Source organism: Microcoleus sp. D3_18a_C4, from assembly GCF_036702415.1.
Taxonomy (GTDB): domain Bacteria; phylum Cyanobacteriota; class Cyanobacteriia; order Cyanobacteriales; family Microcoleaceae; genus Microcoleus.
In genome coordinates this window covers 1-13,426 of record NZ_JAUBTI010000004.1, presented here as the reverse complement: position 1 = coordinate 13,426, position 13,426 = coordinate 1, and the positions used below count along the sequence as shown (strand labels likewise).

Genomic DNA, 13,426 nt, shown 5'->3' with positions numbered 1-13,426 from the left:
TTGGGTAAATTAAGTAGTTAAATTAATTCCATATCACACTAAATATTAATTTTCATTAAATATGAATTTTGCAGGTATAAAATTATTAAAAATTTGGCGCTACATCTATTATCTTAGAGTGCTACCATTTTAGCGATGGAACTCCATCAACGCACTTGTTGCATAAATTGATGGATGGTCAACTGATTTCCAGCAACGCGCGATCGCCATCAACAATTCAGGAATATCCTCAGCAGAAATCTCCTTAATTGCATTCTCCACACCCGCTCCTTCCACCAGCTCCCCAGCTACCAGCGAACAAAAATGTTTGCGTGCTCCCGGAGCAATCTTCTGCATCGCCTGCAACAGGTTGTCGAGCATCTCGTCAGTTACACCCTTCTTGCCGTGCCTAAACTGCGACACAAGACTCTCGCTGACCCCAGCAACTCGAGCTAGGGCTTTGCCACTGATGTCATAACGTTTCAAAGTATTGTGGAAGGCTTCATAAATTAGCATTAAGATTTGTCACCTTAATTCACTGTGGGTGAATCTAGATTTACTATTGGTAAATGATTGGGGTCAAAATGGAGGTTTTTGATGAAGACTGACCTGCATCCACAGCTGCATAAAGCTTTTTGGCTGGGGAGGCAAAATTGGATGCTATTTAACTTTAGCAAAATTAGGAGGTTTGCCAACACAGATTGCCAAATTTTTAGCAAAAACTTCTCGGTAACCCTCGCAGGGACTTGGAAGATGTCAAAACAGGCATCGCCCAATTCCTCTCATATCGCTTGGAGGTGCACCGATGAGCGACATTAATCAGGCTCCCCAGACGATCGCCCAGACAATCGACTGGCTCCACAATTGCTTGGGCAGACCTGCGCTGCCGGAATGTCCCAAGGAATGCGAAAGGGACTGCAACGTTCCCGGAGGCAAAGCGCCTGCTTGGATAAACCAGAAAGGAAAAGCAGTCAAAGTCAGTTGGAAACCCTATCAAAAGCAATTGCCAACTCAGGCAAACTTAGCGAAGTGGTTCGCCCACACCACTGGCATCGGCACTCTCGGCGGCGGACCTAATACACAGGGCCACTACATCGCCTTTGTCGATCTAGATCGCAAAGAAAAAGTCTTCTCCTCGCCACAAGCTTTTGAGGCGCGCCTTGAACAGTGGTTCAACGACTACCCCCTCCTGAATGTCGCCCCTCGATTTCGCACCCCTTCGGGCGGATACCGAGTCATCCTCGCCTTCACAGAAGAACCAGATTGGACAGCCTTCAGCCTAGATCGAGACAGGTCCCGAATGGGCGAACTGCTTGCCCGAAACGGCGGTCACACCCTGCTGCCCCCTACTGTCGGCGCGAACGGCATCCCATACCGCTGGGAGTATTTTGTTGCATATCCGCCTACAGTTGCCAAACCGGAAGATGTTGGTATTTACCCAACACGGCAACAGCACCCGTCTGTTCCTGCCAACACCTCGCCCCGTTCTGTAGGAAGTTACGTCCCCGGCGCAATTCGCCTAGAAGACCTCATCTCCCCCCGCACCCTTGAAATTCTGACAGGTGGTGCCAAAACAGGCGATCGCTCCGACGCCCTGACCGCTCTCGCCTCCGAATGTTACGGCTGGGAAGAGTTCTGCCACCGCTACAGTATCTCCTACTCCGGCACCACTGAAATCTTAGCCGAGTACGCCTGGGGGCTAATGGAAGACAGCAGCCGAGATCCCTACAAATGGCAGCGCATCCTCAAAACCATTAGCCCCTCCGCTTGCCAAACCGCCGCCGAATATCACAGCGGAGACTCTGAAAATTGCTGGAAAAAGATTTACCGGCTGGATCGAGAAACCTTCCAGGCTTCATGCCCCCCTCACATTAAAGACAGGATTTTAGGAGAATGGGGTATCGACAAGCGCCCCAGGGCATCACCGACCGCGAGCCAGCAGCAGCTCAATTCTCAAAAGTTACAAGCAGATGCGCCAGAGAGCATCCCGCCAAACAACGGTGAGGTTACAGATAATTTTTACCCGCCGGATTCTGACAGCAAACAGAAAGAAAACCTGCTCCTCAAATATATCGATCGGCTCCTGGAACGGGGCAACATTCCCCTGTCAGAACGAAGATCCGAGTGCGCCCAAATCGCTCAAGCTTTGGAACTCGACCCCAAATACGTCGAACAAATCGTTTTAACCCGACTGCAAGAATGGCAGTTCGCAGAAGTCGAAAGCGAAAAAACCCTTATTGAAGATTTAGTTAGCAAGCGCAAGCAGAGTCTCGACTTGCACCAAATTTTACCGCCTGAAATTGCCTGCATCCTGGCACAAATCGCTGCTGCAATGCCCACCAGCGCCGAACACCTGATGACAGTAGGTTGGTCAACCTTCGGCTGCGCGATCGGCACGGCCGCTGAAATTGTTGCTTGGCCTGGATTCAGACAAAAGTCCTGCGTGCTGTGGACAATCAGCACCGCCCGGTCGGGGAAGCTTAAAAGTCAAACTCAAGAAGTTATGGTCAACCCCATCCGGCTCTTGCAGCAGGATGCCAACAGCGAATACTGCATTGCCCTCAAAAGCTACAAAGAAGCACAAAAAGCCACCCAGCAAAATCGAGACTCTGACAGCCCGCCAGAAGAACTCCCGCCCCCACCCGTTCCTCGCGAGTATTGGGTCGAACACATCACCGTAGAAGCCCTGATCCGCACCATCAACGAAAATCCGCGCGGCTTCCTCGTCCACCGCGACGAAATCGACGGCTTCTTCAAAGCCCTCAACAAATATCGGGCTGGCAAGGGGGACGACGAAGCCTTTTACCTCACCCTCAACAACGGCGGCGGTCCCAAAGTCATCCTCATTGACCGCGATCGTCGAGTCGAGGTGGAGAGGTCGTGCGTCCCCATCACCGGCACCATCCAGCGCAAGACGCTTGACGAAGAGATGACACCTCGCAAAATTTCCAGCGGCTGGATGGCCCGGTGGGTAATCTGCTTGGCCCAGATGCCCAAACGGCGGCGGACGCGACTGCCCTACCCCGACATTGACGCCTTTCTCAAAGACATCTACCACAAACTTTCCGTCCTCAAAATGCACTATCGTCCCGTTCAAAATGAGGAGACAGGCGAAGTGCTCAAAGATGAAACGAACCGCACTGTTTACCAGGGTTTTCCGATCACTTACCACCTCAGCGACTCCGCAGCAGACTACTACGAACAGCACTTTTTCAACCCGATGGTCGAGCGCGAAGAAGCTGAACTGAATGAAGGCTTCCAGCTAGCCATGTCCAAGTGGAGTGGGTACTGCCTGCGGATTGCCCTCATCCTGCATTGCTTGCACGAAATCTGCAAGTTGAAAAACCCGGACGGCACCCTCAAAACTTACTTGCAGTTGAAAGAAGAGTGGAAGCTCTCAGGCGGGGAACATTCCGAGAAGCCTTTTGAGATTGAAATTCCTACCTCGATTGGGGCCGAGATCATTCAAAAGGCGATCGCCACCAGCTACTTCTACATCAACCAGGCTGAAGTGCTTTACAAAGGGCAGCAGCAAGATGAGGACGATACAGTCCCGGTCATCCAGAAACTGATTCAGAAATCAGAAGAGTTGCGGGACACGGTTGCTGAAGGTTGGATCAGCACCCGTGAAGCATACCGCAACTGTCGCGAACTCGTTGCAGGAGCTAAACTGCGCCAGATGTCGAACACGGACTTTACGGCTGCGGTCTTCAACCAAATGGTTTCGATGAACCTCGGTGAAACGAAAAAGGTCGGCAAGTCTTTCAAGTGGCGCATTTTAAGATAATTGTTGGTCTGCCACGTTTTGGGGATTATGTACAGTGCCTAATTAAATGACATCGAGACAATTTTGTGTCGCTGAGCAAAACCTTCCCTCTTACAGGATTACAGAGAAAGTTTGCGAGCGCGTTCTAGCATTTGACTATCACCATTGCTTTCGCTAGATTGAGCCAAAAAAGCAAGCCAGATTTAGCGAAAGCCTGTTTAACGGCACTAATATGTCTCCACGTCAAATAAAAAGTCACTGTACAAAAGTCCAGTCGGTTGTGGCGATCGCAATTGTCACCGGATACCTAATTACGGCTAGCTTAAAAACTGCGTTGACGATTTGACGATAGTTTGAAACTCTTACACAGCAAGCAGTTCCCCCGTCAATAGCAGCTTTGACGATTGAAAATCGTCATTGATGATTCCCCAGCCACATCCCAATAAATTCACGATCGCCCGCTCCCGCGATAACAAGGACAATCGGCTTCCCTGCCAGCTTGATAGGGCGATGGGCGTCAAGCAATCGTCAAAATCGTCAAAAATTTGCAGTATATCCCCAAAATCCATGCCAAAAAAAAGCGTTTGGGGAGAATCGTCAAAAACAATGTCAATAATCGTCAATGAAAGTTAGAAGCTGAAAGCCTTATAACTACGATAGTTTAGAAGAATCGTCAAATCGTCAAACAAAATTTGTCGTGACCTTGAGTTAGGACACTCGTGAGGCATCAAGTCCTTAAAAGCCAAGGTTATGTCGGATGCTGGTTCAAAACGCTACAGGGAAGTTAGTTGCTCCCGAGTGTGATCGCGAATGCCTGCCGATCCCTTTTTTGCAAAAGCTTAAAATTAGCGTTGACGATTTGACGATTCCCTAAAACTTCTACTCCATAAGCACTTCAATCGTCAATAACAGCTTTGACAATTCAGAATCGTCATTGACGATTGTCAATCAGATAGCAGTGGCGACCGGATCATGTCAGGCGCAAGTCGTCAATGACGATCGCGACAGGTCGATCAACCAATCGTCAGAATCGTCAAAAACAGAGCGGCTATTCCCCAAACTTATAGTTGGAAAGCATTTGGGGAGAATCGTCAAAAACAATGTCAAAAATCGTCAATGAAGCTTAGAAGTTGAAACCTTTACAAACAGGGAAGTTCAGGAGAATCGTCAAATCGTCAATAAATTTTAGTTATAAGTAGTGTTGAGACTCAAAATTGAAACTGAGTATTTTTACAGCCCAGCAAATTTTCTGCACGTATTCAAGTTGTCTTTCAAGGTTGAATCTTGTGCTATTTGCACCTCTCGATCGGGTAATCTGGTCTGGAAAGGCAAATTATCAGACCGGCTATGGACTTAGAACACGCTGCTAATTCCTTTGGAGAAATAGCTTCGACGCGCGACCTAGTGGCAGAGCTGTTAGCTGCCAAGCGCTCTGTCAACACTAGGCGTGCTTATGAGAAAGACTTGTACGATTTCTTTGCGACAATGACGGGGCAGGAACCTCACCCGCCATTGGTGCGCGAGTTCCTACGGCTGAACCGCTTCGCCGCTGTCGCAGTGGTTCTCAAGTATAAAGCCAAACTAATCGACAAGGGACTTAAGGAAGCGACGATTAATCGGCGGCTGGCGGCGATCAAAAGTTTGGTGAATTTTGCTCGGAAGGTGGGCGAGTGCGAGTGGAGTTTGGTAGATGTTGAAGGAGAGAAGGTGGTTCCTTACCGGGATACTACAGGGTTTGGCCGAGTTGCTTCTGAGAATGTGGCGGCGATGCAGTCGGTGTTGTCCATTCCTGACCGGAGTACACCCCAGGGAAAGCGCGACTATGCAGTTCTTCGGCTGCTGTGGGACAATGCGTTGCGCCGGGGGGAGCTCGGCGGAGCCAATATAGGCGACTTTGACCCGCTAGCCCGAACTTTGAATATTTACGGCAAAGGTAGGGGAACTCAAGCGCAGCTAATTGACTTGCACAACGCGACGGCAGATGCGATTTCTGATTGGCTGAGCGTGCGGGGAGCTGCAATGCCCCTCGATCCTTTATTTATTGCTTTGACAAAGCGGGAATACGGGTTGAGGTTGAGCGGGTACGCTATTTACAAGCTTGTTTTCTCAACTTGCTCCGCTGCGGGAATTCCTAAAAGAATCAGCCCGCACAGAATACGCCACGCTGCAATTACGACGCTGTTAGATGCAAGCAACGGCAATACGCGAATGGCGCAGAAGTTGAGCCGCCATACGAGCTCGAACGTCCTTAATTGCTACGATGACAATCGGCAGAGCTTGCAGCGGGAAGCGTCGGGGCTGCTGGCTGGTTTGGTACGCTAAGTTTAGATTTATATGTTCGGATAATAATCGAATACAAGACTATGGGGAAACTTACCGAAACTGTTAACTCTCGTCTCACACTCCTAGTCCAAGGAAATATGGTTGAAATACTGCGATACAGTATTTAGGACTCAAAATGATTTGTGAGCGAGATTATCTGCGAATACTAGCCAAGAAATTGTAAAAGTTGGGGGTATCGAACCCCCAACTTTTACCCCCATTCCTCTCACACTCTCCCGTTGCGGTGAAACGTGAGGCTCCTGCGGAATTAGTTGAACTTTCCTAACTAATGCTCGAACGAACTGCTATACTGGTTTATTCAGGTGTGGCTAAATTCCTCTTTAATAGTCTATTTTACCGAATCCCAGTGCAGGTAAAAGCTGCCCAGTAAAAAGGGTGAGAGAACGGCTTTAATTCTTGACAATATTTATCTAAATTTTTGAGAGACAAATAAATTTGTTTGCCAATTTTATCATACTTTTTGTATTCTTCATCCCATTGCTGATATTCTGAGGAACCGGAGGAGCAAGCTTTTCGTTCTGCCTCGGATATTTTGCGGAGGGTGTGGGTTTCTTCACGTTTCTGTTTCAAAAGTTCTGTGAGTTGGGGTTTATAACTAGCAGCTAAGGTATTGCCCGTAAGCTCTCGCAACTTAACTTGAGCTTGTCTCATAGCTTCTGGGCGATTCTTTCCCTGCTGCCACTCTTGATAGTAAAAAATGGAGAAAAGCGCCGTAGCTAAATCATCGACAGCCCAAAGCGTACTGATAACACTTCTGGCTCCCGCCGACAAAAAAGCAGTTGAAAAAGTGAGGATATCACCAGTAATTTCACTCAATCCCAATCCTGTTTCGCAGCAGGAAAGAAATACATCCGACAACTGAGGGAGACGCCATGCAGGAGTCATTAGCTGACCTAAAGTAATGCAGCCATCTCCTAAAATTAATGTCGATTCTAAGGGATTGTCAAAGCGCGACTGGGCGTGGTGGCTAGAGTGGAGGATTTGGACGGTTTGCGCCAGTTCTCGATAGTTACTAACAGTAGCTTGATGGCGACCTTTTAAGCGTTGATTGTCTGGGATACTATAAAAAACTGCGATTTGCTCTCCTTCAAAGCTGGCGCAAGGCAAGTCGCCCGTCGCATCTTCAATAGTGCCACAGTTTAGATTATTGCCGGGGGAAGGGCGTTGCTGGCAGAATTCTAAGACTTGACAACTAGGTGCGTAACGAATGAGAAACTTGTCTCCTAAATATCGGTTGTCTCCGATGGGTAGTGCAGCGAAGGGGATTTGGTGAAGGGCAAAATGAGGAACTATAATCAGTTCCGAAATTCCTTCTAAATGCCATAAGATTAGATCGTTTAAATTTAACTGTTGTGCCAGTTTAGTTAACATCCCAACGAACTCTTCTTTCCAAGAATTGTTATCTTCAACATATTGTCCTAACCAATTTTGGAAAATCCATCCGTGCAAAGTCTCAAATCCTAAATCAGCGCAACTTTGCAGGGTAATCTCGTTTTGCCGCACGACGAAGATAAAGGTGTCGCTAACAGTGGTGTAAAAGCTAATAATTGCAGTGGTGGGTTTGTCGATAAGCTTCTGGATGGATGGGAATTTGAGAGGATTGACTCGAATTTGACCCGCAAGCACCGGATCTAAGCGACGAAGTTGTTCCCAAATTAGGAGTTTTTCAGCTTCCAGATCAGCTATTATTTGATTGTAAGCTGCTAGTGCTGCACGGCTGTTATCAAGTTTGCTATTATCAAAGTCGTTGCTAGGTTGATTGCGCCCTCGTTCCTTGTCAATTTGCTGCTGTAGGCGTTCAAAATCCTGTAAATACTCTAGAATTTCAGCAGAAATTTCTGCACTTGAGTAGAGATCATTGCTTGCCATTAAGTCTACGAGGCGTTTAGAGCGCGATCGCTCTACATATTCAACAGCTTTATCTAACTGCTTGTTATTGATGCAAGCTTGCACGATGTTTGCATAAATGTCGATCGCCTCTGACAAAATTTCTTGGCGGCGAAATTCAGAAGTTGCCCAAGTACGGCTGGTTTCTACGGCTTCAATCGCATTACCGTATCCCTCAATGGCTAACTGCCAATCTTCCGTTATAAATAATGCTGTGTTTCCTAGCATTTCTCCAGTCTTCAGGCACTCAAATGGGAAAGCAGTTGGCGTGAAGACTTCCATTGCTTTTCGATAACAGGCGATCGCCTCTTCGTTTCGCTCAAGGCTGAGGTAGCTATTGGCCAGATTCATTTGAGTCATAGCCCACTCTCTAGGAAACTCATCCTGGTTAAAGATTTGTAAGGCAGCTTGATGGGCAGCAATAGCTATTTCTAAATTCTCATTTGGATCGCCATTAAGTCGATGCAAATAAGCATTAGCCAGATTCATTTTTACTTCAGCCCAATTTACGGGAAACTCGTCTTGAGTGTAAACTTGCAATGCTGCTTTGTTAGCTGCGATCGCCTTCTCAACATTTTCTACCGGATCGCCATGAAGTCGGTGGCGGTAAGCAGAGGCAAGATTCATTTGAGTTTGCGCCCAAAGTTCCGGGGATTCTTCGCGGGTGCGGAACAACAAAGCATTTTGATAACAGGTAATTGCTTGTTCCAAGTTATCCGCCTTGTCGCCACAAATGCGATCGCAGTAAACGATGCCCAAATTGTTTTGTACTTGGGCCCATTCTTCAGGCATTGCTTCGCGGGTGCGAACTTCCATTGCAGCTTCGCCAGCCGCGATCGCCAATTCTGCATTCTCTAACCGATCTCCCCGAATTCGGTTGTGATAGGCAAGAGTCAATGTATTTTGAATCATTGCCCACTGTATCGGAAAAGCTTCGCGGGTATATACTTGTAAAGCATCTTGAGAGTAAGCAATCGCTCGTTCTTGATTTTCGGCGCGATCGCCCTTAAAACGACGGTGGTAAGTGTTACCGAGGAACATCTGACAAAATGTCCACTCTTCTGGAAAAGCTTCGCGGGTAAAGACTGTGGAAGCAATTTCGTAACCTGCGAGCGCAATTTCTAAATTATTAGCCTCATTCCCTTTTTTTAATTGGTGGATGTGCAAACTTAAAGCCAAAATACCAGAAGCAATTTCTTTTCTTTTTTCAGGTGGGACTTCGGATAGCATAGCATCGGCTTCATCTGGCATCTCCTTAACAAAAATTTCGTCAAGTTGCTCTTGGTTAGCGTCAAGCAATATTTTCTGTACCCACTTGATAAAAAGTTCGTCTATGGGTTCTGGATCAGCTTTCAACGAGAGAAGTTTTTGCGCTATTTTAACAAAATACTTCTCAAGTTGCTCTCGCTCATGTTCAAGTAAAGTATCTACTCGAATTTTACCTTGACTTTCGGAAATAACTTCCAATAATTCCAATGGTAAATTAGGGCGGATTTTATGTTGAATAAAATTCCATTGTTCGGGGAAATTTTCTTCGGTAAAAACAGTAGCAGCAACTTCGTAGCCTGTCTTAGCAATCTTCCAGTTGTTTTCTGCATTGCCTTCGGGAAAATCTTCAATCAGGCTGCTAAAGTTGAGAACTCTTGCCGCTAAATTGATTGCTTCCCCTGGTCCTAATTGAGATATATCAAACTTTATTAGACTTAATCTTTCCACAAAACTGTTGTCCAGTTTATCTAGGTTGGCTTCTAGAAGCTGGTACAAAGCTTGCGAATTATTTTCGCTTTTGGCAACGGTGTCTAAAACTTTAATAAGAAACTGTGAGGTTGAAGTTATTTGCTGGAGCTGAACATTTTCTAGGATGTCTAAAATAACAGGAGAACTTGAGCGTTCAGCATATTCTCTAGCTTTTTCTAGTTCTCCACAGTCCATGCAAAGCGCTACTATTTTTGTGTAAGCAGAAATCTTTGCAGGAATTTCTTGATATCGGGACTTAAACATAAAATACGATAAAAATAGGTTATAATGCTTACATAGCAAGCATATAACGTTAAAAAATGACCCATGAAAGAGACAACCCCTGCCGCGATGCCCCCCTGCTTCGATAGATGGTGTCAAAGATTTGACGATATTTTTGGTCATCTTGCCCAAAAACGAGAGTTTAGGAACTATTTAGGGGGATTATTGGGAGAAAGTGAACGAAAAAACCTGTCGCAGATGGCAGAAAATGCCGTTGGAGTAACTTACCACAAATTACATCATTTTTTAACAACAGCGCCTTGGTCATTCAATGAGCTCAATCAACGTCGCTTAGACGTAATGAATCAGTGTAATCAAACCAAGATTAGTCGAGGATTTAGCCTGATAATAGATGATTCAGGTCACCGAAAAAGTGGTAATTTTACCGACGGTGTAGGCAGACAATACATCGGACAAATCGGAAAAACCGACAATGGGGTAGTAATAGTTACAAGTCATCTATATGATGGTAAAAAGAGCCTGCCATTAGATATTGAATTATATAAAAAAGCCGACTCATTACCAGAGGGAGAGGAAGACCCAGAATTCAAGAAAAAGCCAGAAATAGCCATAAATTTAATCGACAAAACCAGAGCGAGAGGCTATAAACCAGGAATAGTGTTGATGGATGCAGGGTATGGTAATAACACCAGTTTTTTACAAGAATTAGAAAACCGAAAATTAAAATATATCGGAGGAATTGCCAAGAATCGCAAAGTAATAATAAAAAAAACAGTAGATGAAACAGAAGAAAGGAGAGTAGATAATTTAGCGAAAGATTTACCTGTAGAAGCTTTCACAAAAATTCAACTGGCTCTCGAACGACCGAGAACAGTATGGGTGGCAATTAAAGAAGTCGAGTTATCAAAATGCACGGGTAAGAAAGTAATAGCTATCGTCATGAATGCAGAAACTTTCGATGCCGCCACTGAAATAGATTATTTGATAAGTAATGTTGACTTATCAACAGCGACAGAGGAGTGGATAGTGAAAACTTATTCACAAAGAAATTGGGTCGAAGTTTTCTATCGGGAAGCCAAGGGCTGGTTGGGGTTAAATGAATATCAAGTCAGAGATGAAATCAGCCTGAAAAGACATTTCATCATGGTGTTTTGTGCCTACACTTTCATTCTCTGGCATACCTTAACAGGAGGATTAAGGCGCAAATGGGCAAATAAACCTTTAAACACTTTTAATGATGCACTTGAAGCATTTCGGACAGCTATATCTTTTAGGTTTGTAAAATGGTTGAACCAAAATTGGGACGTATTCTCCGCTTATAAAGCCAGTTTAGGCTTTGTTTGGGCTTAAAATTTGTTTAAGTCCCGATATAAAGATTCAGAATCACCCCAACGGCTGAGCATCTCTACAGCTTCAATTACAATCTCAAAACCTTCAAAAGCTTCTGCCTTTTTGTCAGTAGCCAATGCTACCTTTCCCAACTCAAGTCCGGTTTCGATGCACTCTCTAGGGAACGAAGTAGGAGTAAAAACTTTTAAAGCTGCTTGAAAACAGGTTAAAGCATTAGCAATTTGTGCCAATTTGCGGTAAGCAAAACCCAAATCTAACTGGGTTTTAGCCCATCTTTCTGGATAGGTTTCGGGAGTATAAATTTGTAATGCGGCTTGGTAGGCTGCGATCGCCCGTTCCTGGTTCTGGATTTTGTCCCCTAAAATCCTTTCGCTATAGGCAAGACCAAGGTGAAATTGGCTACTAGCCCAATCAGAATCAGTGCGAACTTTTAAGGCAACTTGATAACAAGCGATCGCTTTCTCGAAATTTTGCGCTCGCTCTCCTTCAACTCGGCGAGTGTAAGCAAGTGCCAGGTTATTTTGCAGTGTTCCCCAAAGTTCAGGATCTCGATCGCGGCTAACAACTTGCAAGGCTTCTTCATAGCAAGCGATCGCCTTTTCTAAATTCTCAGCTTCATCTCCGACGATTCTGTCACTGTAAACAAGACCGAGATTATTTTGCACCATCGCCCACTCTTGGGGAGAAGTATCGCGAGTGAAAATTTGCAAAGCATTGGTACAAGCGGTTAGGGCTTTTTCAAGGTTGGGCGAGCGATCGCCCCAAATCCGATTGCGGTATGCTGGGGCTAAATCGCTTTGGGTTTTCGCCCACACTTGTGGCTCAACCTCACGAGTCAAAATCTTGGCACATCCTTCAAAACCGGCAATGGCAATTTCCAGGTTAATTGCTCTGTTACCCAGTGGAAATAGCCAGAGGATCTCGCAGAAATACATAATAACTGCCGCGATCGCTTTTGTTATTTTTGGCTGGGTTCTCAGGAGTGTACAATCTATCCAGAGGCGAAATTGCTGCAAAAAATCTTCATTTAGTTTGTCTGAGTTAATTGCTAGTATCTGGTAAGCTGTTTGTTCGTCCCCGTTTAATAAAATTGTCCGCAATACTTCCCACAATAAAGCTGGAGCTTTAACAAAAGAGCCTTTTACTGGTGAGCAATCTATTCCTGTGTAAAAATTCCTGTATTGCAGTTCTTCAGTTATAAAAACCGCCAAATCGATTAACAAATTAGCACCAGAAATCTCCCTCTGTGCTACCAGCCTTGTCGCTACCATTTCCATCATTTCCACCAAACCAACATCCACCAAGTCCTGGTGCTTCCTTAACATCTTCAGTTCCTTACCACCAGGACATTCGAGGATCGCTTGAATCAGCTTGAAATAAGCTGTCTGGCGTTTTGTCGTTTGGGGAGTTTTCTTCGGGCCGAATCCTTTTGCCATATTCTTTACAGGTTACGAAGGGGAGACTACATATACACATCAGCTATTCGTTCCAAAATTACGCAGCATCTCTCCATATTTCTGCTAACTTCTCCAGCAGTGCTTCGGCTAAATCTTCTAAATCAGTGTCGGCGCGATCGGCACTTTCACGAGTAAATTCCCCTCCTGCGGTACTCCCAGCTAACATCTCTCCCCCTGCGTACCGCCACTCGTACTCCTCGCAAGTTCGATAAATACGCTCTAATTGGGCAACAATATTGCTCTGCGATTGAGTTTGGATCGTGGAGCGTACCTGTATCGCCACCGGATCGTCTGTTTCTAAGAAGGCGATCGCTTCTTCTAAACGAGTAATCTGTTCAATTAAAGTGTCGATTGGCATCAGTTCTGCTACTGCTATTTGTTGCGGGGGATTTGAGCTATCTAAGGTGGGAGCAAATCCCAATAGTTGCACGGAGTCAAGGCGATCGCTAAACTGTACTCCCACATATCCAATCCGATTTTCTATTACTTCTTCGGGTAAGAAGATGGTTGTTTCACCAGGTAAAACTGGGCGGCATTCTAGGGAGCCAATACCTGGGATTACCAAGTCAGCGACATTAGCTAGCGCTGTTTTTGCTGGATTGAAGCTATCGGAATTATTCACATCTGTTTCAATTTGTAGCCATTTTAAATAGCTGTGAACTGC

At 45.6% G+C, this 13,426-nt stretch carries 8 protein-coding genes; 3 read left to right on the top strand and 5 right to left on the bottom strand.

What is annotated here, in order from left to right; genetic code table 11:
- Window positions 1-129: 129 nt before the first annotated feature.
- Window positions 130-495 carry a hypothetical protein gene (locus QUB16_RS03100; protein ID WP_333136337.1) on the bottom strand — a complete coding sequence of 122 codons (366 nt, stop codon included), beginning with the start codon at window positions 493-495 and terminating at the stop codon, window positions 130-132.
- Window positions 496-784: 289 nt separating this feature from the next.
- Between QUB16_RS03100 and QUB16_RS03095 the strand changes: the two genes are divergently transcribed.
- Entirely contained in the window at window positions 785-3,766 is a 2,982-nt protein-coding gene (locus QUB16_RS03095; RefSeq protein ID WP_333313949.1) for a DUF3987 domain-containing protein, read from the top strand.
- Between the two features lie 341 nt (window positions 3,767-4,107).
- Here the strand turns inward: QUB16_RS03095 and QUB16_RS03090 are convergent, their stop codons facing one another.
- The gene (locus tag QUB16_RS03090; RefSeq protein ID WP_333313948.1) at window positions 4,108-4,368 is read right to left on the bottom strand and encodes a hypothetical protein; all 261 of its coding nucleotides are present in this window, start codon (window positions 4,366-4,368) and stop codon (window positions 4,108-4,110) included.
- Window positions 4,369-5,092: 724 nt separating this feature from the next.
- Here QUB16_RS03090 and QUB16_RS03085 point away from each other — a divergent pair.
- Complete coding sequence (locus tag QUB16_RS03085; RefSeq protein ID WP_333313947.1) at window positions 5,093-6,067, top strand: tyrosine-type recombinase/integrase; 975 nt, start codon at window positions 5,093-5,095, stop codon at window positions 6,065-6,067.
- A gap of 354 nt (window positions 6,068-6,421) precedes the next feature.
- Here QUB16_RS03085 and QUB16_RS03080 read toward each other — a convergent pair whose 3' ends face one another.
- Window positions 6,422-9,976 (bottom strand): CHAT domain-containing tetratricopeptide repeat protein, encoded by a 3,555-nt coding sequence (locus tag QUB16_RS03080; RefSeq protein WP_333313945.1) that lies wholly within the window; start codon window positions 9,974-9,976, stop codon window positions 6,422-6,424.
- A gap of 63 nt (window positions 9,977-10,039) precedes the next feature.
- Between QUB16_RS03080 and QUB16_RS03075 the strand changes: the two genes are divergently transcribed.
- Window positions 10,040-11,305 (top strand): IS701 family transposase, encoded by a 1,266-nt coding sequence (locus QUB16_RS03075; protein WP_333212890.1) that lies wholly within the window; start codon window positions 10,040-10,042, stop codon window positions 11,303-11,305.
- Here the strand turns inward: QUB16_RS03075 and QUB16_RS03070 are convergent.
- Window positions 11,302-12,741, bottom strand: a complete 1,440-nt coding sequence (locus QUB16_RS03070) for a tetratricopeptide repeat protein (RefSeq protein WP_333313943.1) — start codon at window positions 12,739-12,741, stop codon at window positions 11,302-11,304. The genes QUB16_RS03075 and QUB16_RS03070 overlap by 4 nt on opposite strands.
- A 58-nt stretch (window positions 12,742-12,799) precedes the next feature.
- Window positions 12,800-13,426: DUF1822 family protein (locus tag QUB16_RS03065; protein WP_333313942.1), on the bottom strand; the 627-nt coding region annotated here is incomplete at its 5' end.

Excerpts from the sequence above, each read along its gene's own strand:
- QUB16_RS03095 (WP_333313949.1), top strand. The coding sequence starts at position 785 with ATGAGCGACATTAATCAGGCTCCCCAGACGATCGCCCAGACAATCGAC.
- QUB16_RS03070 (WP_333313943.1), bottom strand. The coding sequence starts at position 12,741 with ATGGCAAAAGGATTCGGCCCGAAGAAAACTCCCCAAACGACAAAACGC.
- QUB16_RS03085 (WP_333313947.1), top strand. The coding sequence starts at position 5,093 with ATGGACTTAGAACACGCTGCTAATTCCTTTGGAGAAATAGCTTCGACG.
- QUB16_RS03080 (WP_333313945.1), bottom strand. The coding sequence starts at position 9,976 with ATGTTTAAGTCCCGATATCAAGAAATTCCTGCAAAGATTTCTGCTTAC.
- QUB16_RS03100 (WP_333136337.1), bottom strand. The coding sequence starts at position 495 with ATGCTAATTTATGAAGCCTTCCACAATACTTTGAAACGTTATGACATC.
- QUB16_RS03075 (WP_333212890.1), top strand. The coding sequence starts at position 10,040 with ATGAAAGAGACAACCCCTGCCGCGATGCCCCCCTGCTTCGATAGATGG.